28 protein-coding genes are annotated in these 26269 nt (G+C 70.7%); 6 read left to right on the top strand and 22 right to left on the bottom strand.

Annotated features, from left to right (window positions below; all coding sequences use genetic code 11):
* Nucleotides 1-18: 18 nt before the first annotated feature.
* The 13 genes from AB0I88_RS10900 to AB0I88_RS10960 form a co-directional block, all read right to left on the bottom strand.
* On the bottom strand, nt 19-399 hold the full coding sequence (locus AB0I88_RS10900) for a DUF3099 domain-containing protein (RefSeq protein WP_361021101.1): 381 nt from the start codon (nt 397-399) through the stop codon (nt 19-21).
* A 66-nt stretch (nt 400-465) separates the two neighbouring features.
* Nucleotides 466-1044: an HhH-GPD-type base excision DNA repair protein gene (locus AB0I88_RS10905; RefSeq protein ID WP_361021103.1), complete on the bottom strand. Its 579-nt coding sequence runs from the start codon at nt 1042-1044 to the stop codon at nt 466-468.
* A 17-nt stretch (nt 1045-1061) separates the two neighbouring features.
* Nucleotides 1062-1334, bottom strand: a complete 273-nt coding sequence (locus AB0I88_RS10910) for a hypothetical protein (RefSeq protein ID WP_361021105.1) — start codon at nt 1332-1334, stop codon at nt 1062-1064.
* Between the two features lie 27 nt (nt 1335-1361).
* The gene (locus AB0I88_RS10915; protein WP_361021107.1) at nt 1362-2408 is read right to left on the bottom strand and encodes a methyl-accepting chemotaxis protein; all 1047 of its coding nucleotides are present in this window, start codon (nt 2406-2408) and stop codon (nt 1362-1364) included.
* Between the two features lie 29 nt (nt 2409-2437).
* Complete coding sequence (locus tag AB0I88_RS10920) at nt 2438-2809, bottom strand: response regulator (protein WP_361021109.1); 372 nt, start codon at nt 2807-2809, stop codon at nt 2438-2440.
* Nucleotides 2806-3081 carry a hypothetical protein gene (locus AB0I88_RS10925; protein ID WP_361021111.1) on the bottom strand — a complete coding sequence of 92 codons (276 nt, stop codon included), beginning with the start codon at nt 3079-3081 and terminating at the stop codon, nt 2806-2808. Before AB0I88_RS10925 ends, AB0I88_RS10920 begins: the two co-directional genes overlap by 4 nt.
* Nucleotides 3062-5416 carry a chemotaxis protein CheA gene (locus AB0I88_RS10930; RefSeq protein ID WP_361021113.1) on the bottom strand — a complete coding sequence of 785 codons (2355 nt, stop codon included), beginning with the start codon at nt 5414-5416 and terminating at the stop codon, nt 3062-3064. Before AB0I88_RS10930 ends, AB0I88_RS10925 begins: the two co-directional genes overlap by 20 nt.
* Nucleotides 5413-5811 carry a response regulator gene (locus AB0I88_RS10935; RefSeq protein WP_361021115.1) on the bottom strand — a complete coding sequence of 133 codons (399 nt, stop codon included), beginning with the start codon at nt 5809-5811 and terminating at the stop codon, nt 5413-5415. Before AB0I88_RS10935 ends, AB0I88_RS10930 begins: the two co-directional genes overlap by 4 nt.
* Complete coding sequence (locus AB0I88_RS10940; RefSeq protein ID WP_361021117.1) at nt 5811-6677, bottom strand: protein-glutamate O-methyltransferase CheR; 867 nt, start codon at nt 6675-6677, stop codon at nt 5811-5813. The genes AB0I88_RS10935 and AB0I88_RS10940 overlap by 1 nt, the downstream gene beginning before the upstream one ends.
* A complete protein-coding gene (locus AB0I88_RS10945) occupies nt 6677-7300 on the bottom strand; it encodes a HEAT repeat domain-containing protein (RefSeq protein ID WP_361021119.1) in 624 nt (207 codons plus the stop codon). The genes AB0I88_RS10940 and AB0I88_RS10945 overlap by 1 nt, the downstream gene beginning before the upstream one ends.
* Nucleotides 7301-7327: 27 nt before the next feature.
* Nucleotides 7328-8389, bottom strand: coding sequence for a chemotaxis-specific protein-glutamate methyltransferase CheB (gene cheB, locus AB0I88_RS10950; RefSeq protein ID WP_361021121.1), 1062 nt, complete (start codon nt 8387-8389; stop codon nt 7328-7330).
* A gap of 13 nt (nt 8390-8402) precedes the next feature.
* Nucleotides 8403-9965 carry a chemotaxis protein CheW gene (locus AB0I88_RS10955; RefSeq protein ID WP_361021123.1) on the bottom strand — a complete coding sequence of 521 codons (1563 nt, stop codon included), beginning with the start codon at nt 9963-9965 and terminating at the stop codon, nt 8403-8405.
* 17 nt (nt 9966-9982) lie between these two features.
* Nucleotides 9983-11923, bottom strand: a complete 1941-nt coding sequence (locus AB0I88_RS10960; protein ID WP_361021125.1) for a methyl-accepting chemotaxis protein — start codon at nt 11921-11923, stop codon at nt 9983-9985.
* A gap of 187 nt (nt 11924-12110) precedes the next feature.
* Here AB0I88_RS10960 and AB0I88_RS10965 point away from each other — a divergent pair, with 187 nt between their 5' ends.
* Both AB0I88_RS10965 and dtd read left to right on the top strand, forming a co-directional pair.
* The gene (locus AB0I88_RS10965) at nt 12111-12353 is read left to right on the top strand and encodes a hypothetical protein (protein ID WP_361021290.1); all 243 of its coding nucleotides are present in this window, start codon (nt 12111-12113) and stop codon (nt 12351-12353) included.
* 24 nt (nt 12354-12377) lie between these two features.
* Complete coding sequence (dtd, locus tag AB0I88_RS10970) at nt 12378-12797, top strand: D-aminoacyl-tRNA deacylase (RefSeq protein WP_361021127.1); 420 nt, start codon at nt 12378-12380, stop codon at nt 12795-12797.
* On the opposite strand, the gene AB0I88_RS10975 is transcribed toward dtd, so the two are convergent.
* Nucleotides 12794-13582 carry a sporulation protein gene (locus AB0I88_RS10975; RefSeq protein ID WP_361021128.1) on the bottom strand — a complete coding sequence of 263 codons (789 nt, stop codon included), beginning with the start codon at nt 13580-13582 and terminating at the stop codon, nt 12794-12796. The two genes, dtd and AB0I88_RS10975, sit on opposite strands and share 4 nt — an antisense overlap.
* A 270-nt stretch (nt 13583-13852) precedes the next feature.
* Between AB0I88_RS10975 and sigB the strand changes: the two genes are divergently transcribed.
* On the top strand, nt 13853-14806 hold the full coding sequence (gene sigB, locus AB0I88_RS10980; protein ID WP_361021292.1) for an RNA polymerase sigma factor SigB: 954 nt from the start codon (nt 13853-13855) through the stop codon (nt 14804-14806).
* Nucleotides 14807-14860: 54 nt separating this feature from the next.
* Here the strand turns inward: sigB and AB0I88_RS10985 are convergent, their stop codons facing one another.
* Nucleotides 14861-17407 carry a GNAT family N-acetyltransferase gene (locus AB0I88_RS10985; RefSeq protein WP_361021130.1) on the bottom strand — a complete coding sequence of 849 codons (2547 nt, stop codon included), beginning with the start codon at nt 17405-17407 and terminating at the stop codon, nt 14861-14863.
* A gap of 2 nt (nt 17408-17409) precedes the next feature.
* Nucleotides 17410-18591 (bottom strand): acetoin utilization protein AcuC, encoded by a 1182-nt coding sequence (locus tag AB0I88_RS10990; protein ID WP_361021132.1) that lies wholly within the window; start codon nt 18589-18591, stop codon nt 17410-17412.
* 248 nt (nt 18592-18839) lie between these two features.
* Here AB0I88_RS10990 and AB0I88_RS10995 point away from each other — a divergent pair, with 248 nt between their 5' ends.
* Nucleotides 18840-19541 (top strand): metal-dependent transcriptional regulator, encoded by a 702-nt coding sequence (locus AB0I88_RS10995; RefSeq protein WP_361021134.1) that lies wholly within the window; start codon nt 18840-18842, stop codon nt 19539-19541.
* Here AB0I88_RS10995 and AB0I88_RS11000 read toward each other — a convergent pair.
* Both AB0I88_RS11000 and AB0I88_RS11005 read right to left on the bottom strand, forming a co-directional pair.
* The gene (locus tag AB0I88_RS11000; RefSeq protein ID WP_361021136.1) at nt 19538-20098 is read right to left on the bottom strand and encodes a hypothetical protein; all 561 of its coding nucleotides are present in this window, start codon (nt 20096-20098) and stop codon (nt 19538-19540) included. The two genes, AB0I88_RS10995 and AB0I88_RS11000, sit on opposite strands and share 4 nt — an antisense overlap.
* A gap of 70 nt (nt 20099-20168) precedes the next feature.
* The gene (locus AB0I88_RS11005; RefSeq protein ID WP_361021137.1) at nt 20169-20411 is read right to left on the bottom strand and encodes a DUF5522 domain-containing protein; all 243 of its coding nucleotides are present in this window, start codon (nt 20409-20411) and stop codon (nt 20169-20171) included.
* A 52-nt stretch (nt 20412-20463) separates the two neighbouring features.
* On the opposite strand from AB0I88_RS11005, the gene AB0I88_RS11010 reads away from it, so the two are divergent.
* Nucleotides 20464-20919 (top strand): hypothetical protein, encoded by a 456-nt coding sequence (locus AB0I88_RS11010; protein ID WP_361021139.1) that lies wholly within the window; start codon nt 20464-20466, stop codon nt 20917-20919.
* Nucleotides 20919-21818 (top strand): alpha/beta hydrolase, encoded by a 900-nt coding sequence (locus AB0I88_RS11015; protein WP_361021141.1) that lies wholly within the window; start codon nt 20919-20921, stop codon nt 21816-21818. Before AB0I88_RS11010 ends, AB0I88_RS11015 begins: the two co-directional genes overlap by 1 nt.
* On the opposite strand, the gene AB0I88_RS11020 is transcribed toward AB0I88_RS11015, so the two are convergent.
* The 4 genes from AB0I88_RS11020 to AB0I88_RS11035 all read right to left on the bottom strand — a co-directional run bounded on the left by AB0I88_RS11020 (nt 21815) and on the right by AB0I88_RS11035 (nt 26248).
* Complete coding sequence (locus AB0I88_RS11020; protein WP_361021143.1) at nt 21815-22774, bottom strand: SGNH/GDSL hydrolase family protein; 960 nt, start codon at nt 22772-22774, stop codon at nt 21815-21817. The two genes, AB0I88_RS11015 and AB0I88_RS11020, sit on opposite strands and share 4 nt — an antisense overlap.
* Nucleotides 22775-22843: 69 nt before the next feature.
* Nucleotides 22844-23392, bottom strand: coding sequence for a hypothetical protein (locus AB0I88_RS11025; protein ID WP_361021145.1), 549 nt, complete (start codon nt 23390-23392; stop codon nt 22844-22846).
* Between the two features lie 175 nt (nt 23393-23567).
* Entirely contained in the window at nt 23568-24911 is a 1344-nt protein-coding gene (locus tag AB0I88_RS11030; RefSeq protein ID WP_361021147.1) for a hypothetical protein, read from the bottom strand.
* The gene (locus AB0I88_RS11035) at nt 24911-26248 is read right to left on the bottom strand and encodes an AAA family ATPase (RefSeq protein WP_361021149.1); all 1338 of its coding nucleotides are present in this window, start codon (nt 26246-26248) and stop codon (nt 24911-24913) included. The genes AB0I88_RS11030 and AB0I88_RS11035 overlap by 1 nt, the downstream gene beginning before the upstream one ends.
* Nucleotides 26249-26269 lie beyond the last annotated feature (21 nt).

The raw sequence follows: 26269 nt of genomic DNA on the forward strand, positions 1-26269 counted from the left end.
GGCGGCGCGTCGCGGAGATCAGCCGGTGCGGCCTCGCGCCTCGTCGACCACCTCGACGTCGATGGTGATGTGATCGGGCTCCGGGACCGGCCGGGTCAGGGCACGCCGGGTGTCCTCCCGGGCGGCCGCGTCGGCGGCACGCTCGGCCTTGGTCTTGGGTGGCCGATCGTTCGCGATCAGCACCGCCATCCAGGGCAGGAGGACCATGCCGAGGCCGCACAGGATCAGCCAGAGCGGGAGCAACGGCGGCCGGGCGCTGATCAGGATCGCGCCCAGAACCAGGCATCCGGTCCGCACCGCCATCATGCTGACGTAACGGATCTGCCGGCTGTGGAGCTGGTCCTCCTGGCTGGTGGCGGCGTCGGTGATCAACACCGGGCGCTCCGCGTGTCTCTTCACTCGAGGTCTCCGATCGACCCCGTCATCCTCCCACCGGACGGGCCGTCCCGCCCAGCAGGGCCGGACCTAAGCCTCTTTCGCCGCTTTCGCGTCGGCCTTGGCCTGCTTCTTGTACGCCCGCACCTTGGCCAGCGAGCCCGCATCGACGATGTCGGCCACCGACTTGAACGAGCCCTCCTCGCCATACCCGCCGGCGGCCTCCCGCCAGCCCTCCGGCCGCACGTCGTAGAGCTTGCCGAGCAGCGCAACGAAGATCTGCGCCTTCTGCTTGCCGAATCCGGGCAGGGCCAGGATCCGCCGGTACAGTTCGGCGCCGGTCTTCGCGTCCCGCCACAGGTTCGCGGGGTCGCCGTCGTACTCGTCGGCGATGATCCGGCACACTTCCTGAGCCCGCGCCGCCATCGCCTTGGGGAAGCGGTGCAGCGCCGGTGGCTCGGCGAAGATCGCGACCAGGCGCTCCGGGTCGAAGTCGGCGATCTCGGCGGCGGTGGGCTCGTGCCCGAGCCGCTGTGCCAGCACCCACGGCGAGGTGAACGCCTTCTCCAGGGTGATCTGCTGGTCCAGGACGATGCCGAGCGTCACAGCGAGCGGGTCCCGGTTGAGAAGGTCGTTGGCCTCGGCCGGCACGGGCAGGGAGAACGTCACGCCATCATGATGGCAGGTCACACCTCGATGACACGGCCCAGCGCCTCATAGGTGATGATCCGTACCTTGAGCGACCGGCCGGCCACCCGGCTGAGCTCACCGACCTCCATCACGTGTTCGGCGACGCGCCGCAGGTCGGCCGAGGTCGTCACCGGCCGGCGCAGGCCGAGCGACTGGACCGACAGGGCCCACAGGCCCTCGGCCATCTGTGGGCCGATCAGGTCCGCCAGAGCCTTCACGGCGTCCTTCTCGGTGGGCCGTTCCTTGCCGTGATCCTCGGCGCGGGCCATGGGCGGTACCTCTCACTGGCGGGACGGTCAGAACAGTTCGATGAGCGGTTCGACGTCGGATTGCGCGGACCCGCCGGTCTGCTCGGCGTGAGTGGACCGCTGCCGGGACATGACGTGCTTGGAGCGCAGATCCTCCACGCTGATGCGGCGTTCCCCGAGCTCCTCCTCGGTGAGGGCGCCGCGGGAGTAGGCGGCGACGTCCTCGGCCTGCCGGCGGACGTCGGCCACCGCGTCCATCACGTGTTCGAGCATCTGCCGGCTGATGTCCTGGAACTGCACGTGCCCGACCGCGCCGGTGGTCACCGCGGTCAGCGCCGCCGAACTGCGCTCCACCTGCTCGGCGGCGCCGACGGTGTCCTTGAGGATGCCGGCGACCATCTCCGACATCTCCCGCTGGGCGTTGGCGATGCCGCTGAGACGGCGGGTCATGGCCGTCTCCTCGGTCGCCGGCGGCAATTCCTGGCTACGGTCGAACTGGCTGTCGTCGGAGAGCACGGCGTCCAGCTTGGCGGTCAGGTCGCCGATGCTTCTGCCGATGCCGTGCGCCGCCTCCGCGGACCGGTGGGCGAGTTTGCGGACCTCGTCGGCGACGACCGAGAAGCCCTCGCCGGCGTCCCCGGCCCGGACCGCCTCGATCATCGCGTTCAGGGCGAGGATGTTGGTGGCCCGGCTGACCTCTTCGATCTCCTTGACGTGCTGGTTGAGCTCGCGCATCTGGTCGACCAGGGTCCGGATCTGGTGGTCCCGGTGCAGGAAGTACGCGATCAGGCGGCTGACCAGCTGGTCGTTGCTGTAGCTGACCTGACCCAGCTCCAGCTCGGTGCGGCTGAGGGTGCCGGCGAGCTGGACCACGTCACCGGCCATCACCTCCGCCAGCGAGTCGACCTTCACCATCTGCTCGACGATCGCCTGCGCAGCCTCTCCGGTCAGCTCGATGACGTCCCGCACGTGGCCGTCGACCACGTCGCAGTAGGCCGGGACGGGGTCGAGGGAGGTGGCCACGGCCTCCAAGTCCGGACGGTGTTCCTCCGCTCCCTTCGGGTTCGTCGTGAGCTTCCGGAGCAGGCTGGGCATGCGATACCTCCGTTTCGCGGGTGAACCGATCAGGCCCCGGGCAGGACCTGCTTGATCACTCCGAGGAGCTGGTCCGGGGCCACCGGCTTGACCAGCCAGCCGGTGGCCCCGGCGCTCTTGGCCTCGGCGCGCTTGCTCTGCTCCGACTCGGTGGTGAGCATGAGGATCGGGGTGAAGCGCATACCCGGGGCCTTGCGAGCCTCACGGGCGAACGTGATTCCGTCCATCTGCGGCATGTTGACGTCGCTGATGATCAGGTTGGGCTTGACGCCCTTGCCCAGCTTGTCGAGCGCCTCCTTGCCGTGCCCTGCCGTCTCGACGGTGTACCCCGCCTTGGTGAGGATCGACTTCAGGCTCATCAGCATCGTGGCGGAGTCGTCGACGAGCATCACAGTGGTCATGGAGGTTCGCTTCCCTGTCGGCCGGCGGGACCGGTGCTCCCGGTGAGCAACGGCAGCACCTGGGCCGCCAGGAAGGCGTCGTTCGGTGCCGAGCTAATCCTCGGCTTGAAAAGCAGCAGGGCCTGGAGTGCGCCGGTGTGCAGATGGTTGCAACGGCGCAGGGCCACCTTCGGCCGCCGGGCCGTGCGCAGCCAGCCGGTCAACTGTTCGACCTCGTCGACGGTGACCACCCCGACCAGGTTGGCGGTCTCCTCATGCAACTCGAGCGGCAAGGCCGAGCACCTCCTTCATGTTGAGCACCAGCAGGACCAGACCGTCGCCGAGCAACGCCGTGCCGGAGAACTCGTCGGCGTAGGCGAGCAGGCCCTCCAGCGGCTTCAGGATCACGTCGACCTCCCGGTGGAACTGCTCGACCAGCAGCCCGATCCGCTGGCCGCTCACACTGGCCACCAGGATCGCCCGGTCCGCGCCGGAGTCCAGCGACCACGGCATGTCCAGGGCGCGGGCCAGGTCGATCACCGGAACCACCTCGCCGCGCATCATCACCACGTCCTGGTGCAGCACCCGGCTCACCTCGCCGGCCGGGACGCGTACCGTCTCGACCACCAGATCCACCGGGATGCCGAAACGCTGCCCGGCCACGCTGACCACCATCACCTGGGTGACCGCCATGGACAGCGGCAGCCGCAGCCGGGTGGAGGTGCCCTCACCGAGTTTCGACCGCATGGTCACCGCGCCGCCGAGCTTCTCCACGCTCGCCCGCACGGCATCCATGCCGACTCCCCGCCCGGAGAGATCCGAAACCTGATCGACGGTCGAGAAACCCGGGCGGAACACCAGGTCGACCGCTTCGCCATCGCTCAGCGTCTCCAGTTCCTCCTCCGAGATCAGACCCTTCTCGTACGCCTTCCGCTTGACCCGGTCCGGGTCGACACCCCGGCCGTCGTCGGACACCTCGACGATGACCGCGTCACCGTCTGCCACCGCGGCGAGGGTGAGCCGGGCGGTGGGCGGTTTACCGGCCGCCAGCCGCTCCGCGGACGGCTCGATGCCGTGGTCCAGGCTGTTGCGCACCAGGTGCACCAGCGGGTCGCCGAGGGCCTCGATGACGTCCTTGTCGGCCATCGTGTCCTCACCCTCGGTGACCAGCTCGATGGTCTTGCCGAGCCGCCGGCTGAGATCCCGGACCAGGCGCGGGAACCGGCCGAACGCCACCGACAGCGGCAGCATCCGGACGTCCATGACCGCCGACTGCAACTCCTCGGCGATCCGGTGCATACCGGCGTACTGGTCCTTGATCCGGCGGCTGAGCACCCGGCTGCCGAACTCCTCCTCGGCGGCGTCGGCCAGGAAGGTGAGCCCGTTCTTGGCCACGTTCAGTTCGCCGACCAGCTCCATGAGCCGGTCCACCTTCTCCTGGTCGACCTTGAGCACCCGGGTGCCGACCTGGCCGCCCGGATCGTCGGCGCGGCCCGCCGTCTCGGCCGGGGCCACCGTCGGCGGCGGCGCGGCGCCCGCGAGGTCCGGAACCATCACCGGGGCCGGCGCCGCCTCGCCCAGGAGCCGGCCGATCTCCTCGACCAGCCGGTCCGTCCCGGCCGACCCCAGGTCGGCCGGGAGGCCGAGCGCCCCCGCGGCCGACACGACCGCGTGCGCCACCGACCGCAGGTGGGCGCCCTCGACGGCCAGGCCCTCCATGGTCAGAGTGCGGTGGGCGGCGTGCAGCAGGGCACGGGCGTCGGCGGCCAGGTCGGAGTCGATCATCGGGGTGACCGCGACGGTCATCGCCTCCTCGGTCTTCAGCGGCGGCTCGCCGCTGAGGTGCCGGGTGATCGCGCCGGAGTCCAGCTCGATGATCTCGATCTGGTCGGCGACGTAACGGAACAGGTACTCCAGCTCGCCGGTGGCGGCCCGGGTGGCCAGCACGAAGGAGAGCAGGCAGGTGTATTCGTCGTACTCCTCCGGGCCGGGCCAAGCCTCCGGCTGCACCACGCCGAGCCGTTCCAGGGCGGGCACCTGGCGGACCAGATGCAACGGATCCTCGGCCCGGAAGAAGCAGTCCGAGTCCGGCGTGTACCGGACGAAACGCAACGTCGACGACGTCGTCTCCAGCCAAGCGGCGGTCGCGGTGAGCCATTCGGCGTCGAACCAGGCCAGCCAGTCCGGCGCGGCGCCGATCACCGGCAACGGGACCCCGGCCGTCCGGGTCGCGGTCACCTCCTCGCCGCCGAGCGGGGAACGCAACCGGGTGATCAGCCCGGCCGCGTCGTTGCCGGCGCTCCCCGGGAGCCGCTCGTGCGTGGTGACGTACGCCAGCCAGCCGCGGATCAGGTCGAAAGCGGCGAGCAGGTCGTCGGTCATGCCCGAGTCGAGGGCCAGCCGGCCGGCCCGGACCGCGTCCAGCAGGTCCTCGGCGGCGTGCGTGAGCCGCGTCAGGTCCGGAAAGTCGAACAGGCCGGACGAACCCTTGAAGGTGTGCGCGGCCCGGAACACCTCGTTGACCAGCTCCGGGTCGCCCGGGACACGTTCCAGTTGGAGGAGTCCGTCGTCCACCTGGGCGAGCAGGTCGTTGGCCTCGGCGAGGAACTGCGCAAGCAACGGGTTCATGTCGCCACCTCCGCCGCGGTCAGCATTCTGGCGAGGCGTACCAGCCGGTCGCCGGTCGCCGGTTTGACCAGGTAGAGGTTCGCCCCGGCCTGGTACGCCCGGTCGGCGTCGCCGGGCCGGTCCTCGGTGCTGATCATCACGACCGGGGCGGCGGAGCCGACCGTCTCCGACCGCAGCGTCTCGACGCAGGTGTAGCCGTCCATCTTCGGCATGTTCACGTCGACGATGAACAGGTCGAACTCGGTGCTGAGGGCCGCCTCGACGGCCTCCAGCCCGTTCACCGCCTCCTCCACCTCGAACCCGGCATCGCTGAGCAGGCTGGTGTGGTAGAGCCGCACCGTGGCGGCGTCGTCGACGACGAGCACCCGGGCTCTGGTCGCGGTATCCGAGGTCATCACTTGGCTCCGGTCGGTCGCTGGTAGACGATGCCCTCCGGCAGGCGGGAAGGGGTGAAGATCGGGGAGATCCGGCTCATCGACTCGGAGTGGCCGAGGAAGAGGTAGCCGCCGGGTCTGAGCGAGCTGTACAGGTTCTCCGCGGCCCGGCGGCTGGACAGCTCGTCGAAGTAGATCAGCACGTTGCGGCAGAAGACGACGTCGAAGTCCCGGAACGCCCGCATCGCCGCGGTGTCGCAGACGTTCACCCGGTGCAGCGTCACGGCGCTGCGGATGCCCTCGTCGACCTGATAACGGCCGGCGCCCACGTCTACGAAGTACTTGTTAACCCACGCCTTGGGGACCCGTTGCAGGGATCGTTCGCCGTAGCTGGCGTGCGCTGCCTTGGCCAGCACGTCGCTGTCGATGTCGGCGCCGTGGATCTCCACGTCCACCTGCTCGATGTGCTCCCACTCCTCGAGCATGCGCAGCGCGATCGAGTACGGCTCCTCGCCGGTCGAACAGGGCAGCGAGAGGATCTTGACCGGCCCGACGATCCGGCCCAGCCCACCCCGGGCCTTCAGCACGGCCGGCAGGACGTTGCTGAGCATCGCGTCGAACTGGTAGTCCTCACGCAGGAAGTACGTCTCGTTGACGGTGAGCTGATTGATCAGGTCCTGCAGCATCTCGCCCTTGTCGGCCATCCGCAGGGCGGCGAACCAGCTGGCGAACGTGTCGTAGCCGGAGTTGCGGATGCAGGTGTCGACCCGCTTGTCGACGAAGTACCGCTTCCCGGGGGTGAAGTGGATGCCGGTGCGCTTGTAGAAGTACTCGCAGAAGCGTGTGAAGTCGGCGTCGGACAGGCCCGTGGCGGGTGGGCTCGTCATCACGACCCTCCGGTCAGGCGGGGCAGTGCCGCGTTGACGGTGAACCGCAGGAACGGGTCGTCCGGGAAACGCTCCACCGCGTCCCGCAGCAATTGCACGTCGTCCTCGGTGGCGGACGGCAGCAGCGCGTCGATCGCCCCGGTCACCACGTTCGGGTGCGGGTCCTCGGAGATCATCCGGGCCAGCCAGGCATGCGCGTCCGGATGCGGCAGATCGGCCAGAATCATCGCGGTCATCACGCGTACGTCGTGGTCAGGGGCGGCGAGCAGGCTCGGCAGCACGGACGGGACCGACCGGGGCATGGTGGCCAGGGCGGCCGCCACCGCCGTGCGCAGGCCCGCCTCGTCGCTGGCCAGATGGACCGCGAGCCCGCCCGCGACGTCCTCGCTGTCGTGCGCCGCGAGAGTGATCAGGATCGACTCCAGGACCCGTGGATCCTCCTCCGTGCCGACCCGCGCGAGCAGTGCCGGGATCGCTTCGGCGACACCGACCAGGCCGAGCGCCGCCTCCCGCCGGCAGTCCGCGTCATGGTCGTGCAACCGGGTCAGCAACGTCTCGGGCGACGGCTTCACCGGCAGCGCTTCCTCGGGCTGCTGGGGGGCCTGCTTACGAACGAGTCCCATCGTGCTCACCTCTTCTTCGACGACGGCTCAGCGGACCCAGTCGGCCAGCAGTCCGGCGATCTCGTCCGCGGGCAGCACCACGGTGGCCCCGCCGCGCCGGGCGAGCTCACCCGGCATCCCCCAGACCACGGCCGTCTCCTCGGCCTCGGCGATGGTCCGGCCACCCCCCTCCTTGACCGCGGTCATCTCGGTGGCGCCGTCGTCACCCATACCGGTGAGCAGGGCGCACACCAGCCGCTGTGGGTCGATGTAGCGGCGGGCCGAGGCCACCAGCCGGTCCACACTCGGATGCCAGCGGTATTCGGCGGCGGCCGGCACGCTCTTCACGATCAGCCCGTCGGTACGCCGTGACACCACCACATCCGCGTTGCCCCGGCCGATGTAGATGTTCCCCCGCCGCATCGTCATGATCCGGTCCACCTCGAGCACCCGCAGGGGACAGATCTCGTCGAGGCGCCGGGCCAGCGCGCCGGTGAACGACGCCGGGATGTGCTGCGCCACCACCACCGGCGCGCCGAACGAGCCGGGCAACTGGGGCAGCAGGTCGGAGAGCAGCGCCGGGCCGCCGGTCGACGAGCCGATCAGCACCAGGTCGACCGTGCCGACCGCTCCGGGCTTCCGGCGCGGTGGCGCGGCGGCACGCTGGGACTGTGCGCGGATCCGGGACGTCAGCCCGCTGGCTCGCTTGAGCCGGGCCGCGGAGGCGCCGCGGACCTTGCTGACCAGGTCGGCCGCGACCTCCTCGATGTTGAGCGACACGGTGCCGCCCGGTTTCGGCACGTAGTCCACCGCGCCGAGTTCCAGCGCCTCCAGGGTCACCAGCGCGTTGTGCTCGGTCAGCGAGGACACCATCACGACCGGCGTGGGCCGCTCCTGCATGATCTTGGTGAGGCAGGTGAGGCCGTCCATCTCCGGCATGTTGATGTCGAGGGTCACCACGTCCGGCTGGAGCCGGTTCAGCTGCTCCAGCGCGTCCACGCCGTTGCGGGCGGTGTGCACCTCGAAATCACCGGCGTCGGTCAGGATCCCTTTCAGCGCGCGGCGCATCAGCGCCGAATCGTCCACTACCAGAACCGAGGTGGCGGGCATCGGTCTACTCCGATCAGACGCCGGCGAGCGCCTCGTCGATGACGGCCTCACAGAGCTCCGCGGCCTGATCGGCCTGGTCCGCGGCGAGCAGCTGGTCCACCTGGACGAGCAGCAGCATCCGCTGCTGGTCCGGCAGGTTCGCCACCCGGGACACCACCCGGGCCTGCTCCGCCGACAGCTCCGGCGCCGGCTCCAGCACGTTGCGCCCGACCCGGGCCACCTCGGCCACCGAATCCACGATGAACCCGGTCCGCGCACCGCCGATGATCAGCACGACGATCCGCTGCCGCTCGTCCCGTTCGCCACGCCCCAGCCCGAGCCGGGTCCGCAGGTCCACCACCGGCAGGACCGTCCCCCGCAGGTTGACCAGGCCCTCCACGAAGTCGAACGACTTGGGCACCCGGATCAGCGCCTCCGGCACCCGGATGATCTCCTGGACCGCGTCCACGTCGACGGCGTACTCCTCTTCGTCGAGGTGGAAGACCACGAAGAGCTCCTCGTCACCGCGCCCGTCGTCGGCCGCCGTCCCGGCGCCTTCGTCGCTCATCTCCAGCTCGTCCTCCCGCCGGTAGTCGGCGATCTCGTCACGTACCTCCGGCGAGTCGAACATCCGGTTCACGCTCAGCACCGAAACCAGGCGCTTGCCGTCCTCCAGCCGGCACACCGACTCCACCTCGGTCTTGCGTCCCTCCCCGGTGACCACGCTCGGCAGCGGGGCGACCAACTGGTGCGGCACCCGCAGCACCTCGCGCACGGTGTCCATCACCACGCCGACCACACCCTCGTCGATGGAGACCACCACGATCCGGTTCTGCGGCTCCAGCGGGGTCACCGGCAGCCCGAAGACCCGGCGCATGCTCACCACCGGCAACAGCCGGCCGCGCAGGTCGATGACGCCGAGCACCCGGCTGCCGGCATTCGGCACGTGACTCACCGACTCCGGGGCCTGGACGATCTCCTGCACCTGATCGATCGGGAGCGCGTACTCCTGGCCCTCCACCGCGAAGCTGACCAGCTCCAGGGTGTCGTCGGAGTCGGCGTCGCCGTCGGTCTCCGCGGACACCCGGGTCATCGCCGAGGTGTCCCGCCCGGCCCGTTTCTCCGTCAGCCGGGAGAACTGGCTTCCGATCAGACGGTCCACGTCCAGCACCGTGGTCATGTCGCCGTCGCCCGACTTGATCACCCCGACCAGCACGTCGGAGCGAACCGTGGACTGCACCGACTCGGCCGGCTCCACCTGCTGCGGGTCGATGCTGATCACGCTGGACACCCGGTCGACCACGAAGCCGAGGGGCACTCCCCCGTCCACCACGATCACCCGGGTCGTCTCGTCGTGGCCGGTCTGGTCCATGGCGCAGCAGCGCCGCAGGCTGACCACCGGCAGCACCCGGCCGCGCAGGTTGGCCAGGCCCTCCAGGGAGGGCGGCCCGAGCGGAACCTTCACCACGGCGGGCATCCGGATGATCTCCTGGACCCGGCGCATCGGGAAGGCGTACCGCTCCCCCGCCATGTCGAAGGTGACGTAGTCGCTGTTCTCGAGCAGATCCTCGTCGGCGAGATCGGTCTCGGTGTCCATCTTTGTCCCCGTCCCGCTCAGGCCGCGTTCTGGAGCTCGTCGGCGAGCGCGGCGATCTCCTCGACCGCGGCCGCGAGCTCCTCGGCGCCCTGGGCCTGTTCCCGGGCCGCGGTGGAGCACTGCCCGGCGAGCTGCTCGGCCTGATTGGCGGACGACGCGATCTGCTCCAGACCGACCTTGACCTCACCGAGGATGCTCGCGATCTGCTGCGCCGACTCGCGGACCTCGTCGTTGCCGCCGCGCACCTGCTGCATGTCGCGCCAAAGCTCCTCGAGCCGGGCGGTGATCGCCTTGGCCGCCTCGGCCTCGGCCAGCGACATCCTGCTGGTCTCCTCCAGGTCGGCCCGGACCTCGACGATCCGGTCCTGCACCGCCTTGACCAGGTCCTTGATGCGATCGGCGTTGTCCGCCGAATCGCGGGCCAGGTTACGGATGTCGGTCGACACCACGGCGAAGCCCTTGCCGAACTCGCCGGCCCGGGCGGACTCCACCGACCCGTTCACCGCGAGCATGTTGGTCTGGATCGACACGTTGGCGATCGCGTCGACGATCTTGTCGATCCGCCGGGAGATCTGCTCCAGTTCGCTCACCTTGCGAACGTTCTCGATCCCCTCCCGCGCGGCCCGGTCGATGGCGTCGATCATCGATTCGACCGACTCCTTGTTGCCGGCGAGCAACACCAGGATGTTGTCGGAGCGCTCCACCGCCGAGCGGCCACGATCGGTGGACATCTGGGCGCCCTGCTCGATCTGGCTGACCGACTCGGCGGTCTGCTGCCCCTTCTCGGCGGCGGTACGCGCGCCCACGTTGATCTCGTTGATCGCCACGTTGATCTGGCTGGCCGCCCGGTTGATCTCCTCGACCGCGGCCGACAGCTCCTCGGCGGCGGACGCCACCTCCTCGGCGCTCTTGGCGATGTCGGTGCTGCTGCGGAGGGTCTCGGCCACCTCGGCCAGCGCCTCGGCCGCCTGCTCGCTCTGCCGCAGAGCCTGGCTCTGCTGGCTGACCGTCTGCAGCGACTCCTCACAGGCGGCGGACTGCTGCTCCGCCGCGGCGGCGATCTCCTCGGACCACTGTTTGGCGGTCGACGCGGACCGCTTGGCCTGCTCCGCCGCGGCCGCCATCTCGACCGCCCCGGCCATGATCGTGCCCATGTCGGCATGGATTGTCTCGAGCTGGGAGGTGATCGTCTTGCCCTTCTCCGCCTCCCCCCGGGCCGCCTCGGCGGAGGTCTGCACCGCGCCGGCGATGTCGGTGACACTGTTGCGCACCTCGTCGATGAGATCGCGGATCTGCCGGGCGCTGCGCTCGCTGGTCTCCGCGAGGGTGCGCACCTCGTCCGCCACCACCGCGAAGCCCTTGCCGTGCTGCCGGGCCCGGGCGGCCTCGATCGCGGCGTTGAGCGCCAGGAGATTGGTCTGGTCGGCGATGTGCGCGACCGTCTTGACGATCTCGCCGATCTCGTCGGCCTGCTTCTCCAGCTCGGTGATGGTCGCGACCGAGGTGGTCTGCCGGTTCGAGGCGCTCTCCACGTTCGCCAGCAGGCCGCTGATCCCCTGACGGGTCTCGTTCAGCAGGGCCTGCAGGGCCTGGCTCAGCTCGGCCACCTGGCGGGTGGTCTGCTCCTGCCGGCCGACTCGCTCCTCCACCTGGTTCATCCCGGCGAGGCTCTGCTGGGTGGCGCCGGAGGCCTGCTCGGCGCCCGCCGCGATCTGCTGCATCGAGTCGGTCAGTTGCCGGGACGACTCGGCCGCCTCGGCGTTCTGCGCCGAGATCTCCGCCGTCGCGGTCGCGATGCGCTCGGCGGCCTGCTGCTGTTTCGCCACCGACCGGGCCTGCCGCCGGTTCGCGTCCGAGTCGTTGCCACGGGCGGGGCGGCTCGCCGCCGGGGCCGCCGAGGGCCGGGACGCTCGGGAGCTCTCGGTGGTGCGCACGGTGGTGGTGCTGGTGAGGGGCATGGGTTGGTCTCCCATCTGGTGTGCCGGCCGATCCGGCACATGCGGGGTCGGGTCGCCACGCGCGGGGAGCGGTCGACGACGGCCCCTCCGAACAGGCAAATCCTGGCACCGGCGCAAACCTCCACGAGGAGATATTCATCGAATTCACAGTGCGTTTGGCGGGACCGGGAACGGGCAAACCGGTCGACTGAACACACAACCGGAGAGAGGCGTCATGAGCGATCCGCGTACCGAGGGCGAGCTGTCCAACACACTCGACCCGCAGACCGACACCGAGGAACTCCGCAACGGCGGCCCCGCGGGCGAGGGCATCCTCACCACCACCGGGGGCACCGCGGGCCCGGCCAGCTTCCCTCACCGCCCGCGCACCGGGCCCGGGGTGGCGAACCCGACCACCGGCGACGCCACCACCGGAGACATGGACGTCTGAGCCGGTCGGCTACCGTCCACGGTCATGCGCGCAGTGGTACAGACGGTGAGCCGGGCGAGTGTGACCGTCGGTGACGAGGTCGTCGGCAAGATCGAAGACGGTCTGCTGGTCCTGGTCGGGGTCACCCACGACGACAGCCCGGCCAAGGCCGCCGAACTGGCCCGCAAGACCTGGGAGCTGCGCGTGCTGGACGACCGGTCGGCCGCCGACCTGAACGCGCCGCTCCTGGTGGTCAGTCAGTTCACCCTCTACGGCGACGCCCGCAAGGGACGCCGCCCCAGCTGGAGCGCGGCCGCGCCGGCCGAGGTCGCCGAGCCGCTCATCGAGGAGTACGTGAAAGCACTGCGCGCCCGGGGAGCGACCGTCGAAACCGGTCGCTTCCGGGCGCACATGCTGGTGGAGAGCGTGAACGTGGGACCGTGCACGGTCCTGCTGGAACTCTAGAAGAACATGCCCCGGCGCTGGGCCGACTGGCGCAGCCACTGGTCCAGACGCGACACCCAGTCCACCTGGTCGACGGTGGCGTAGTCCACGTCGAAACTGCCGAACGCGTCGTGGCCCTCGGTGAAGACGCCGCCGCGTTTGTCCAGCTCCAGCACCACCTGAAGCTTCTGCGGAGTGGGCAGGAAGGTCAGCTCCAGCTGGTTGACGCCGCGCGCGAACTGCGGCGGCGGGTAGAACTCGATCTCCTGATAGAACGGCAGGTGCTGCTCCACACCGTAGACGCGGCCCTGCTCGACGTCCGCCTTGCTGAACCGGAAGCCGATCTGGAGCAGCGCGTTGAGGATCCGCTCCTGAGCCGGCAGCGGGTGCACGGCCACCCGGTCCAGGTCCGACTTGTCGACCGCGCGGGCCACCTCCAGCTCGGTGGCGAGGCCCATCGTCATGCCGTGCAGATGCTGCCCGTACACCTCGGTGATCGGGGTCTGCCAGGGCACCTCGAACCGGAACGGAACGTCGTGCCGGACGCCGGGCTCGAGTTTGAACGAGCCGGTCAGCCGCTGCCGGTGGAACTCCCGATTCGACTGGTACTCACTGTCGCCGCTCTCCACCTCGACCCGGGTGGTGAGGGCGATCGCGACATACTCGATATCCACCGCGTGGTCGCCGCCGACCACGTGGACGTGCCCCTCGAGGAAGCCGCCCGGATAGGTGTTGGGGTTGGTCAGCACGGTGTCGACAGACGGGCCACCGACGCCGAACGCTTGCAACATCTTCTTGAAGACCACGCAGATCCCCTCCTAGGGCCAAGCACATTATCGGCCTGCGGCAAGTGTCCCGGCGCCTCGATCACCCGGGTTGTCGGCTTGACGACCACAGGGTTCTCCCCGATTCATGCCACCTGGACGCTGGCCTCACCTCCGCTTAACGCGCCTCGGACGAAGCTAGCCCTCACACCGGCACGCAGCGGCTGGTTCGCACGAGACGTTATCGCGGGGAGGGGACTCAAAGTGGTCCTGGAGATGAAGACGTCGGAGTCCAAGGTCGTCGAGGACATCATGACCGACGAAGTCGAGGCGCTGGCCGACCTGGACGCGACCGACGAGCGGGGCGTCTCGGCCGACCTGGTCCGCGCCTACCTCAACGGCATCGGCCGGACCCGGCTGCTCACCGCCGTCGAGGAGGTGACTCTCTCCAAGCGCATCGAGGCCGGCCTGTACGCCGAGGAGAAGCTGCCGTCGGCCCCCGCCGACCTGGCGCCGGTGCTGCGGGTCGTCATCACCGAGGGCAAGGCCGCGAAGAACCACCTGCTGGAGGCGAACCTCCGCCTGGTGGTCAGCATCGCGAAGCGCTACACCGGGCGGGGCATGGCGTTCCTCGACCTGATCCAGGAAGGCAACCTCGGCCTGATCCGCGCCGTCGAGAAGTTCGACTACACCAAGGGCTACAAGTTCTCCACGTACGCCACCTGGTGGATCCGGCAGGCCATCACCCGCGCCATGGCCGACCAGGCCCGCACCATCCGCATCCCGGTGCACATGGTCGAGCAGGTCAACCGCATGGTCCGCTGCCGGCGCGACCTGGCCGCCACGATCGGCCGCGAGCCCAGCATCGCCGAGATCGCCAAAGCCATGGACGTGCCCGAGTTCCAGGTCATCGAGCTGATCTCCTACGACCGTGAGCCGGTCAGCCTGGACCAGGCGGTCGGCGAGGACGGCGAGAGCGCCCTCGGTGACTTCGTCGCCGCGGTCGACCCGAACGTGCCCGGCGAGGGCCACGCCCGGGGTGAGCTGCGCAGCGAGGTGGACATCGTGCTCGCCACCCTGTCCGAGCGGGAGTCCGCGGTGATCCGGCTGCGCTTCGGCCTGGACGACGGCCGCCAGCGCACCCTCGACGAGGTGGGCCGCGAGTTCGGCCTGAGCCGCGAGCGGATCCGCCAGATCGAGAAGGTCACCATGCTGAAGCTGCGCGACCCGGAGCGGGCGTCCCGCCTCGAGGCCTACGCGAGCTGACCCCTCCCGTCGCCGGCCGCCGCCGAGTGCCGCCCGGTGCGGCCGGCCACGCTGTCAGGCGTTCCGCAACCTCCGGGGACCGGTGTCCGGCCGGGCCCCGGAATCACGGAACTCGACCGCCGCGTGCAGCACGGTCCACCCGTCCGGGCGGGCCAGCACCGGGTTCAACGTCAGCGACCGGACCCGCGGGTGCTCGTCGGCCAGCCGTCCCACCCGCAACAGCAGGTCGATCAGAGCGGCCCGGTCCACCGGGGTGGCGCCACGGTAACCGTGCAACAGCGGGGCCGCCCTGGGCTCGTCGACCAGCGCCGCCGCCGCGCGGTCGGTGAGCGGCGCCGCCCGCCAGGCCAGATCGCCGAGCAGCTCGCTCGCCACGCCACCGAGCCCGAAGCCGACCACCGGGCCGAACGCCGGGTCCTCGACCACCTCGACGACGCAGGCGACACCGGGGCGCACCATCGTCTGCACCAGCACGTCCGGGCCGAAGGCGCCTGCCAGTTCCCGGTACGCGGCGCGTACCCCGTCCTCGGTGGTGACGGCGAGGCGCACCGCGCCGAGGTCGATCCGGTGGCGCAACGCGACGCTCGCCGCCTTGAGGGCGACCGGATAGCCCACTTCGGCCGCCGCGGCGAGTGCCGCGTCCTCGTCGCCGACCTGCAACGACGGCAACACCGGAATCCCGTAGGCGGCGAGCAGCTCAGCGGGCGTCTCGGCGGCCTCCGCGGCCGCCGGGTCCACGCCGGGCAGCTCGGGCAGCGCTCCCGGCGGGCGCCGCAGCCAGTCGGCGTAGTCGGCCACCCGGGACAGCGCGCGAACCGCCTCCTCGACCGACGGATAGCCGGGCACCCGCGGCGGGGCCTGCCCGAAGACCAGCGTCGCGACGGTCGGCTTCTCCCCGGCCAGGGCCACGCTCGCCAGGGCCGCCGCGAAGTCGGCGTCCTCGTCGGCGTGCTGTCCGGGTATCGGCGGCGCGAAGACGACCAGCAGCGCGTCCACCCGGTCGTCGACGGACGCCTCGGCCAGTGCGTCGGCGATGTCGTGAGCGCCGGCCCCCGGCCCCATGTCGCGCGGGTAGCCGTCGGCCACCACCAGGCCGGCCGCCCGGCAGGCCATCACCGCCAGCTCGGCCAGCGCCGACGAGTTGCCGACCACGGCGACCCGGCGGCCGGCCGGCAGTGGCTGGTGGGCCAGGATCATGCCGACGTCGAAGAGTTCCTGCACGGTGTCCACACGGATCACGCCGGACCGGGCGAACAGGGCGGTCACCGCGTGCGCGTCCGGGCCGGGCAGATCACCGGCCAGTCCGGGTGGCCGGGTCGCCGCCGCCACCGCCACCACCGGCTTGATCCGGCTGATCCGGCGGGCCAGGCGGGCGAACTTGCGCGGATTGCCGAAGGTCTCCAGGTAGAGCAGCACCACGTCGGTGCCGGGATCGTCCTGCCAGTACTGGAGCAGGTCGTTGCCGGAGACGTCGGCGCGGTTGCCGGCCGACACGAAACTGGACAGGCCCAGGCCCCGGCGGTCGGCCTCGGCGAGCAGCGCCACACCCAGCGCGCCGCTCTGGCTGAAGAACCCGACCCGCCCGGCGACCGGCAGGCGTGGGGAGAGGGTGGCGTTCAGGCGTACCCCCGGGTCGGTGTTGGCGATCCCGACGCTGCTCGGGCCCACCACGCGCAACCCCGCGGCCCGCGCGGCCTCGACGAGGTTGCGCTGCCGCGCGGCGCCCTCCGGGCCGGTCTCGGCGAAGCCGGCCGACACCACCACGCCGCCGCCCGCTCCGGCGCGGGCCGCGTCCCGCCCGGCCTCGGCGACCCGGGACGCGGGCACGGCGATCACGGCCAGGTCGATCGGGACGCCGGCATCCGACGCCGCCCGGTACGCGGTGAGCCCGGCGACCCGTTCCGCGGACGGGTGGACCGGGACGATCGCGCCCGTGTAGCCGCCGTCACGCAGGTTGCCGAGGATGTGCGCGCCGATCCCCTGGCCGGTGGCGCTGGCGCCGTAGACGGCGATGCCCCGGGGCGCCAGCAGGCGGGCGATCGACCGCGCCTCGGTGACGTGCTCGCGGGACTCCTGCACCTCCCGGGACTTCTCGGTCGGCTCGATCGGGAAGCCGAGGTGCACCACCCCGTCGGCGTAGCGGCGCTGCACCTGGTAGCCGGAGTCGCCGAAGACCCGCAGCATGCCGCTGTTCTCCGGCAGCACCTCGGCGACGAAGCGGGTGATGCCGTTCTCCCGGGCCGCGTCGGCGAGGTGTTCCAGCAGCATCGAGCCGATGCCCCGGCCCTGGTGGGCGTCCTCCACCACGAAGGCGACCTCGGCCTCCGGCGAGCCCGGGCCGAGACGTTCGTACCGGCCGACCGCGGTGATGCGGCCGTCGGCGACGGTCACGAACGCCTCCCGGTCGCGGTGGTCGACGTTGACGAACCGTTGCAGGTCACGCTCGGGAATCCGGGGGTACGGCGAGAAGTAGCGAAGGTACCGGGTGCGGTCGCTCATCCGGGAGTGGAAATCCACGATGGCGGGCGCGTCCTCCGGCCGGATCTGGCGCAGATGCGCCGCGGTGCCGTCGGACAGCAGGACGTCTGCGCTGCGTTTCACCGTCAGTCCCGGGGATCGTGCGGGTCCAGGCCGTGCAGCGGGAAGACCGCCGTCCGGGTGGCGAGGACGGCACGGTCCACGGCGTCCTCGGTCGTCCCCGGCCAGGGCACCAGCGAGGGCTCGGTCCCGTCTGTCATCGTCTCCGGGATGGTATCGCCTGGCCGGCGCGACTTCGCCAGCACACGCCACGGCTGCGGGATCCGCGTCTCCGGGGGCAGCGGATCGCCGGTGGCCACGGCGAGCAGGTGCGCCCAGGCTCGGGGGACCACCTCGACCAGCGCGTACCCACCGCCGCCGGTGGCCACCCAGCGACCGTCGCAGACCTCGTCGGCCAGGGCGCGCATGGCGATGTACGCCGCACGCTGGCCGTCCACCGACAGCCGCAGGTCGGCGAGCGGGTCGAGCCGGTGGGCGTCGGCGCCGCACTGGCTGATGATGATCTCCGGGGCGAAGGCGCGGACCACCGACGGCACGATCGCGTGGAAGGCCCGCAGCCAGCCGGCGTCGCCGGTGGACGGCGGCAGGGGCACGTTGACCGCGGTGCCCTCGGCGTTCGGCCCGCCGGTCTCGTCGGCGAACCCGGTGCCCGGGAAGAGGGCCAGCGGCGTCTCGTGCAGGCTCACCGTGAGCACGCGCGGGTCGTCGTAGAAGGCGGCCTGCACGCCGTCGCCGTGGTGCACGTCGACGTCGAGGTACGCCACCCGCCGTGCCCCGTTCTCCAGCAGCCAGGCGATCGCCACCGCCGGGTCGTTGTAGACGCAGAAGCCGGCCGCCCGGGCCGGCATGGCGTGGTGCAGCCCGCCCGCCACGTTGACCGCGCGGCGGGCCGCCCCGTGCCAGACTGCCCGCGCGGCGGCGAGTGTGGCGCCACAGATCCGGGCGGCGGCCTCGTGCATGTCGTCGAACACGGGATTGTCCGGTGTGTTCAGTCCCCAGCCGGTGAAGAAGGGGTCTATCGGCGCGAGGCGGACGGCATCCAGATAGTCGGCGCGGTGCACTCGGGTGAGATCGACATCACTCGCCGGTCCGGGGGTTATCATCTGCACTCCAGGGCGGTCCAGAACACCCAGTTCGCGGGCCAGCGCCATGGTGAGTTCCACCCGTACCGGATCGAGCGGATGGTCACCCATGTCGTAGTCCAGCAGCGCACTGTCCCAGACCACCGCTGTCGCATCGTCCGCCATGACCGTCATGCTGCCATGCGACATGGTCCCCCGGTGGGGCACGCCGTGCTGTTAGCACACGTGTTCCGGCTTCGGGTAGGGTCGGACAGCACTTGTCCGGGCGGAGGCCGACCCCCCGCAACGCGTTATTATCGCTGCTGGGAGGACCGCATCGTGAACGATCTCGTCGACACCACACAGTCCTGGTATACCTACGCACCGGCCGGGGTTCTCGGCAATCTCACGTCCGACCGGCAGGAGCTCGGCGCATGAAGACTTCCGGCCACGGACACGATCTCGTCGACACCACCGAGATGTACCTGCGCACCATCCTCGAACTCGAGGAGGAGGGTGTGCCCGCACTCCGCGCCCGGATCGCCGAGCGCCTGCACCAGAGCGGTCCCACGGTCAGCCAGACCGTGGCCAGGATGGAGCGTGACGGCCTGCTCACCGTCGAGGGCGACCGCCATCTGGTGCTGACCGATCTGGGCCGGGGCAGCGCCGTCGCGGTGATGCGCAAGCACCGCCTCGCCGAATTGCTCCTGGTCAACGTCATCGGGATGCCCTATGAGGAGGCCCACGAGGAGGCCTGCCGGTGGGAGCACGTGATGAGCGACTCCGTCGAGAAGCGGGTCTACGAGCTGCTCAACAAGCCGACCCGCTCGCCGTACGGTAACCCCATCCCCGGCCTCGAACAGCTCGGCGCCTCGGACGACACCGCCGAGGTCCTCACCCGCGGTGAGCGCAACCTCGTCTTCCCGGGCCTGAGCGGCAGCGTCGAGATCCGCCGCATCTGCGAGAGCGTGCAGACCAACTCCGACGTGCTGCGCCAACTGCACGCCGCCGGCATCAACCCGGGCACGACGGTGACCGTGGCACAGGAGCGGGACGGCGTGACCATCGACCGCTCCGGCGACAAGATCCGCCTGCCGCGCGAGGTGGCGTCCCGGGTGTTCGTCGCGGCACCCTAGCCGTTCGTCGTGCTCAGGGCCTTGGCGAGTTCGAGCAGCTTCGCGTTCATGTCCTTCACCTCGGCCGCCGGGGCGCCCTTGGCGAAGGTGAAACGCAGCGTCTGAAGCTGCTTGGCCTCGCTGAGCCAGCCGATCTCGACGATCGGCCCGTGGCCCGCGGCGGCCTTCGTGGTGAGCCGGTAACCGGCACGCCCCAGGCCGCTCAGCTTGGTGGCCTTCTCCGGCATCCGCTCGCTCAGGAAGATGGCGGCGCTCGCCTTCGTCGTCTCCACCACCGAGAGCGTCAGGTCCGGCCAGGCGGCGCCGAGCGTCTGCACCGCACAACTCGACGTGTCCTGCACCTGGCCCGCGGCGGCGACCGCGAAACGGACACCGGTCGTCTGTTCGATGAGGTCGTAATCCCACAGGATGCAGGCGCCGCCGGCCGACGCCGCGGGCTCCTCGACGGCGGCCTCCGTGGGAGGCGGGGTGGCCACGGTGGCGGCGTCCTCGGTGGTGTCGCAGCCGGCGGCGGCGAGCAGCACCACGGCGCCCAGAAGGGCCAAACGCGTGCGCACTAAGAGATCCTTCCCGGGGGCAGGGCGCACACACCGTACTGGGGAGCCCGGCGGCAACGGAAGAGGGTGATCACGGGTCGCGCACATACGGACAGTGACGGCAGCCCCGGGTGCAGCAGGCGCCGCGCTCCGCCAGGAATCCGGCGGTGAGGACGAAGAGGCCGGTGTCCGGATCCGGGTAACCCGCCTGCCCCTCGGCCAGCGCCGCGGCGTGCGCGGCCAGGATCGCCGAACGGCGCGGATGGTCCGGCGCGAGACGGGACGGATGCGGCTCGGTCAGTGACCTGCTCTCGTCCACCGGCCGCTTCTCCACGAGGAGACCATATCGCTTGACGCGCACTGTCAAGTAGCGGGAGGATCGGTGGGTGGACCTCGCCGACCAGATCCTCCGCCTGCTGGACATCCGGCTGGTCGACCCGCTGGAGATCCTGCTCGACGACGACAGGACCGTCGGGGTGGTGCGTGAGCGCCTCCGGCTGCGGGCCGCCCACTGGGCCCACACGATGCGGCACGGTGACGACGCCGAGGCGGCCCACGTGATCGCGCGGCTGATCGGCACGCTCTACCCCGACGATCACGCGTTCGCGCCACCGGTGGACTGGTGGCGCGCCCCGCTGGGGCAGGTGGTGATCCGCCGGATGGGTCATCCGTTCGCCGAGTCGGTGTCCTACGCGACCGCCGGCGCCATGCTCGGCATCACCCGGCAGGGTGTGCACGACCTGGTGCGCCGCGGTCGTCTGCCCCGCCATCCGGAGGGTGGCGTGCCGGTCGCCGCCATCCGCGACCGGCTCCGCGACAACCCTCCCACCGAGGAGTTCTGATGATCAACGACCGTCTGATCGACGCCGGCGAGGTTCAGCTGGCCGTCCGCGACTTCGGCGGCGACCAGCCACCGCTCCTGCTGCTGCACGGCGCCGGGGGCAACCTGGCACACATGACCACCCTGGCCCGGGCCCTACGGCCGGCCCACCGGGTGGTCACCCTCGACCTGCGCGGGCACGGGCGCTCCGCCGACGGCCCGTGGACGTGGGATGCCGCGCTCGGCGACCTCGCCGCCGTCTGCGTCCAGCTGGAGCTGGAGCGGCCCGCCGTGGTCGGCCACTCGCTCGGTGGCATGCTGGCCGCGCTGTGGGGCCAGCGGCACCCGGAGTGCCCGGGCGTCGTGAGCCTCGACGGCAACCCGCCGCCGACCCGCCCCGAGCACCTTCTCGGCCTCGACCCGGAGAAGGCCACGGCCGAGCTGGCCCGGCTGCACGCGGTCTTCGACGCCGTGCAGGCCGCCGCCGGCCAGGTGATCCCGGCCGAGCAACTGCCCGACCTGGTGGAGCGGCAGCAGATGGCGGCCCGTGACATGGGCGCCAACGAGAAGGTGTGGCTCGAAGGTTTCCGGCGCAACCTGGTACACCAGCACGGCGACACCTCGCTCCGTCCGTCGGCCGAGCTCACCGCCCAACTGCGGACCGCGATGAACGAGCTGGACCTGGCACCGGTCTATGCGGCCACCACCTGCCCCGAGCTGGTCGTCCTGCCCACCCGCAACCTGCCGGAGCAGGAGCCGTTCGCCGAGCTGTATGAGGCTCATCGCCGCTTCCTGGTGGAGCAGGCGCGGGCCGTGCCGCACCTGCGCCATCTGTCGCTGGCCGACGCCTCGCACGCCATGGTGATCGAGCAGCCGACCGCCCTGGCCGGCGTGATCACCGACTTTCTCGGGGCACGCTAGACGCTGGACCAGCGGGTCACCTGACGGTTCCGGGTCACCTGACGGCCCGGGACCCAGGTCGTGCCGTTACGCCCGCGCACGTGGTGGCCGGGCCGCCATTCACGGACCGTCTCGGTGATCCGGCGCTGCGTCTGCCAGCGCTCCACCGTGACGGTTCTACCGTTCACCTTCGTGACCACCCGGCGCAGGTGCCACCAGCGGCAGTCGCGGACCGTCGGGCTCTGGGCATGGCACAGGTGGGCCTTGCGGGCCCGGAACGGGTTGCCGGTCGGCGGCAGTTCCGGGCGCACGGTGGCGCGCAGGGCTTGGTACCAGGTGTAGGACATCTTCCGGTAGCCGAACGCGTTCGGGTGATGCCGGTCGTAGATGTCCAGGCCGGCGACCGTCGACTGGTCGACCAGGTGCACCTTCGCGTCCTTCGACCTCACCACGCCCGGGATCAGCGCGTTGTAGGCCCGGTTGGCGGGGACCTCCGACGCCACCGCGGTTCCGACGATCGTCGCTACGTAGATGTGCGCTCGGGGTACGCGTACGCGTACCCGATCGATGAGGTCGGAGAGCTTGCCGGCCACCACGACCGGGTTCTCCGACCGGGTGATGTTGTTGGTGCCGGCGTGCAGCAGCACGACGTCCGGTGCGGACTCCTCGAGGCGCCGGTCCACCTGGGCGGCGATCTGGTCGATCGTCCAGCCGCCGACGCCCTCGTGGTCCAGGTCGCCGTCGCTGCCGTCAGCGTGCGAGCCGACGAAGTCGACGGTCAGGCCGGCGGCACGGAGCCGGCGCTGAAGGTCGAGACGGTAACCGTCCTTGCCCGGCGAACCGACTCCCACCGTGATGCTGTCGCCGAGCGGCATGATCCGCAGCGGCGCCTCGGCGAATGCCGGGGTTGCCGTTCCGGTGCCGAACAGCAGTCCGGCCGCCGAGGCCGCGAACATGCCGAGCAGGGTACGCCTCATCTGTGCCCATCCTGGAGTGCCGATGCCTACGACCTGGATTTCGGCCGGCGCCGGACGAGCATTGAGGTGTCAGCGGGCGTTGCGCTCGGTTCGCAACCAAACTCCGAACTCCACCGCGGTGCGCACCCCGTGCTCCAGCACCGCCGTGTAGATGTCGAAGCCGCTCACCTCGTCCGGATACTCCGGACGCTGGTGCCACACGTTCTTGATCGCGAGGATGGCCTGCCGCTCCTCGTCGGTGAGCCGCCCGGCCAGCTCGCGATGCCAGGCGGCGCCGTCGGCGTGGTCGTCGTGCAGCCAGATCGACAGATCGACACGCCACTCGCCCACGGTGAGGGTGACGTGGTGCCGCTCGTCCCGCGCCTTCCCGGTCGGCGACCGGTCGCCCCGCTCGTCGGTGTAGGCGAAACCGGTCAGGCCCGGGATCGTGACCGCCCGCCCGAGCAGCGCCACCACGTCCTCCGGAGCGAACTCCGGGCCTCCGGCCAGCATCACGTCGAGGTCGCGCCACACCATGAGCCCTGAGACGTAGCTGCCGGTCGGCAGCAGCGGCCCCAGCGGCTCCAGCAGCGCGAGCACCGAACGCGCCTCCGCCTGCAGATCCTCGGGCCGGCCCATCCTGCTCTCCTTCCCCGCCGAATACATCCATGACCCCTGTAGACGGACATTGTCGGATGTGGCCGATGGACGGGTGGGCCGGGGGCGTGGCTGACCTCGACATCGACCGGCCCGGGTCGCGCTCCGCCGAGGTCGCGGTCGCCTTCGGCAGGGACGATCCGACCGACGGACGGCTCTACCGGATGTCTGGAACGGGATCGAGCGCCAGCAGGCGGTGGAGTTCGTTCCCGAGCGCCTCGGCGATCCCGGTGTCCGAACCGATCAGGAACCTGTCGGCGACGACGTCGAACGGCACGGCGACCAACCGCAGTTCCCCCATCCGGTAGCGCACCGGCGCAGTGAACCGCGGAGTGCTCGGATAGACCAACACGACGGGGCCGCGGCCACTGAGGAAGCGATGCCCATAAGCGAACATCTGGTAGGCGTCGTCCTCGGAGGGCACCCCGTCGGTCTGCTTCCATTTGGCGTCCAGCACCGCGACGAACTCGCCGGCTCGCCGGAGGGCCAGGTCCGGTTTCAGACGGAACGCTCCTTCTCCCGCGGCGTTGACGCCGAGGTGGCGCCGCGGCCCGCCTTGGGCGACGAGTTCGAGGTGCTGGTCGGCGGTCTCCAGGCGCGCCCGGAGCCTCACTTCGAGGTGCCGCTCGAACATCCGGTCGGTACGCCACAGCCAGGCCTCGCCCAGTTGTGACCCGGCGGTGAGGCCGACCACCGGTTCCAGCACCAGCCGGCACCATGGCCGCACCGCGGCGTAATGGGCGAGCAGCCGACCGCTGTCCCACTGTGCCAGGTCATGACGAACCGTCTGCGACGCCGGAACGTCGTGCATGATCTCGGCGAGTTGCGCGGCCCGGGTTCGGAGGATCGGATCCCTGCTGCGGCCGGCGACCCGCAGCAGCGCCGACTTGATCAGCCGGTTCTCCGGACGGCTGGGGTGAAACCGGGTGTGCCGCAGGTGGAACAGGTGCTCCTTGCCCGGCATCTGCCGGATCTGCCGTGCCACGTCGAGCCGGCCGCGCAGGAACGGGTGCTGCTCCTGGACCGGCGAGTACCCGAACCGGATGCCGGCCTGCATCACCGCCTCCGCCTCGGCGGTGAATCGCTGCAGGATCCGCTCGCCCACCGACATCGGGGTGGCCCGCAGGTGAGCCTGCTGCAGCCGGCGCGCGCTGCGCCGTGGGGACAACCGGCCCTGATCGACGTAGCTCTCCAGCATCGCCTCCAGTGCGGCGCGGGCCATGGACGGATCCTGGCCCGGCGACCACGTCTTGGGCAGCAGTTCCACGACGGTGCCGGCGGTTTCGACGACACCGACGTGTTCCGCGCCGGCGATGGTCCGGCCGTCGACGTAGCGGAAAGGGCTGAGCACCTTACGTTCCGGGTCGAGCAGGTCGGTGCCGCGAACCGCCAGCATCTGCCGGAACGGGAAGTCCGCCGGCACGTGCACGGTCGCGCCGGTACGCCGATCGGTGCTGAGCAGGCCGGTTTCCGATGCCCTGAAGGTCCGCGACCGGTTCATCACGCGGCTTCGTCGTCCGGCACGATCTCGACGGCCGGGGTGGCGCCGCCGATGACCTGTCGGTAGAAGGCGGCCTCGTCGAGAACGCTGCGCTCGTACCGCCAGATCGGGTTGCCGCCGGCCACCGGCGTGTTCTCCCTGACCAGCAGGTTCGCGGCGTTCGCGGCATGGCCGCGCTGGCCGAGGACCTGGGCGATCTGCTGCTCGTCCTCGAAGAAGTACTCCTGCAGCAGCGGGATGACCTTGCCCTCGACCACCCTGCGGAGGTCGGCGACGGTGAAGTCGCCTTCCAGCTCCAGGAAGAAGGCGTGCCCGATGGTGAAGTCGCGGCCCTTGAGGGACTGCAGCCGTTCGTTGAGCCGGGTCAGGAACAGCGCGACGTCGACGCCGGGCACGTGCACCTTCTCGAGCTGTTCCGGGCACGGCGGCATCTCGATGAACTGGAACCGGCGCCGCAGCGCCAGGTCCAGTCCGGCGAGGGACCGGTCCGCGGTGTTCATGGTGCCGATCAGGAAGAGATTCTGCGGTACGCCGAACTCCTGCTTGGAGTACGGCAGCGTGACCTTCAGCGCCTCCCTGGCCCCGGTCCGCTTGGTCTCCTCGATCAACGTGATCAGTTCGCCGAAGATGCCAGACACGTTGCCGCGGTTGATCTCGTCGACGATCAGGACGTACGGCTGGCCGGGGTCGGCGGCGGCACGCTGGGCGAGGTCCTTGAAGACGCCGGGCGCGACGTCGTAGGTGATCGCGCCGTCCCGGGTCCCGGGCCGGATGCCCTCGACGAAGTCCTCGTAACTGAGCGCCTGGTGGAAGGTGACGAACCTGATGTGACCGTCCCGTACGCGCTGATCGAAGACGGCCTTCATCTGCGCGCGGTCCCCGGTGACCGGCACGCCGAGGCAGACGAGTGCCTGCTCCACGGTGCGGTAGGTCTTTCCGGTGCCGGGCGGGCCGTACAGGATCACGTTCTTCGGCGGTGCGGATTCCTGTGTCCTCGCGGCCCGGCGGGCCGGGCGCCGCTCCGACCAGAAGTCTTCCGGGGTCGCCGCGCGCCGGACGGCGTCCCGGCCGGCCGCTGTCAGTTCCCAGTCGCCCTGCCGCGTGGTGAGGATTCCGGCGTTCACCAGGGCCTGATAGCCACGGACGATCCGGCGGCTCCAGAGCTGTTTGTCTCCCCCCACCAGCACGGTCTCGGCCGGGATCACGGGCACGGCGACGTTGGCGGCGGCGCGCAACGCCCCGGGGTCGATCGGCTGCCCGACCTCCGCCAGCAGTCTGAGCATCACGAAGAGGCGGCGTTCGCCGCGAAGGTCGAGGGCGTCTGATATGTCCGGCAAGTCGAGTCCTTTGGAGAAGAG

It is taken from the genome of Actinoplanes sp. NPDC049802 (genome assembly GCF_040656595.1).
In the GTDB taxonomy this organism is placed as follows: domain Bacteria; phylum Actinomycetota; class Actinomycetes; order Mycobacteriales; family Micromonosporaceae; genus Actinoplanes.

Bases quoted from the DNA above. Each gene is read 5' to 3' on its own strand.
- AB0I88_RS11015 (WP_361021141.1), top strand. From the start codon at position 20,919: ATGATCAACGACCGTCTGATCGACGCCGGCGAGGTTCAGCTGGCCGTC.
- sigB (WP_361021292.1), top strand. From the start codon at position 13,853: ATGACCGACGAAGTCGAGGCGCTGGCCGACCTGGACGCGACCGACGAG.
- AB0I88_RS10990 (WP_361021132.1), bottom strand. From the start codon at position 18,591: ATGGCGGACGATGCGACAGCGGTGGTCTGGGACAGTGCGCTGCTGGAC.
- AB0I88_RS10945 (WP_361021119.1), bottom strand. From the start codon at position 7,300: ATGGGACTCGTTCGTAAGCAGGCCCCCCAGCAGCCCGAGGAAGCGCTG.
- AB0I88_RS10955 (WP_361021123.1), bottom strand. From the start codon at position 9,965: ATGGACACCGAGACCGATCTCGCCGACGAGGATCTGCTCGAGAACAGC.
- AB0I88_RS10935 (WP_361021115.1), bottom strand. From the start codon at position 5,811: ATGACCTCGGATACCGCGACCAGAGCCCGGGTGCTCGTCGTCGACGAC.
- AB0I88_RS11025 (WP_361021145.1), bottom strand. From the start codon at position 23,392: ATGGGCCGGCCCGAGGATCTGCAGGCGGAGGCGCGTTCGGTGCTCGCG.
- AB0I88_RS10910 (WP_361021105.1), bottom strand. From the start codon at position 1,334: ATGGCCCGCGCCGAGGATCACGGCAAGGAACGGCCCACCGAGAAGGAC.
- AB0I88_RS10930 (WP_361021113.1), bottom strand. From the start codon at position 5,416: ATGAACCCGTTGCTTGCGCAGTTCCTCGCCGAGGCCAACGACCTGCTC.
- AB0I88_RS10960 (WP_361021125.1), bottom strand. From the start codon at position 11,923: ATGCCCCTCACCAGCACCACCACCGTGCGCACCACCGAGAGCTCCCGA.
- dtd (WP_361021127.1), top strand. From the start codon at position 12,378: ATGCGCGCAGTGGTACAGACGGTGAGCCGGGCGAGTGTGACCGTCGGT.
- AB0I88_RS10940 (WP_361021117.1), bottom strand. From the start codon at position 6,677: ATGACGAGCCCACCCGCCACGGGCCTGTCCGACGCCGACTTCACACGC.
- AB0I88_RS11030 (WP_361021147.1), bottom strand. From the start codon at position 24,911: ATGAACCGGTCGCGGACCTTCAGGGCATCGGAAACCGGCCTGCTCAGC.
- AB0I88_RS11020 (WP_361021143.1), bottom strand. From the start codon at position 22,774: ATGAGGCGTACCCTGCTCGGCATGTTCGCGGCCTCGGCGGCCGGACTG.
- AB0I88_RS10920 (WP_361021109.1), bottom strand. From the start codon at position 2,809: ATGACCACTGTGATGCTCGTCGACGACTCCGCCACGATGCTGATGAGC.
- AB0I88_RS10915 (WP_361021107.1), bottom strand. From the start codon at position 2,408: ATGCCCAGCCTGCTCCGGAAGCTCACGACGAACCCGAAGGGAGCGGAG.
- cheB (WP_361021121.1), bottom strand. From the start codon at position 8,389: ATGCCCGCCACCTCGGTTCTGGTAGTGGACGATTCGGCGCTGATGCGC.
- AB0I88_RS10995 (WP_361021134.1), top strand. From the start codon at position 18,840: ATGAAGACTTCCGGCCACGGACACGATCTCGTCGACACCACCGAGATG.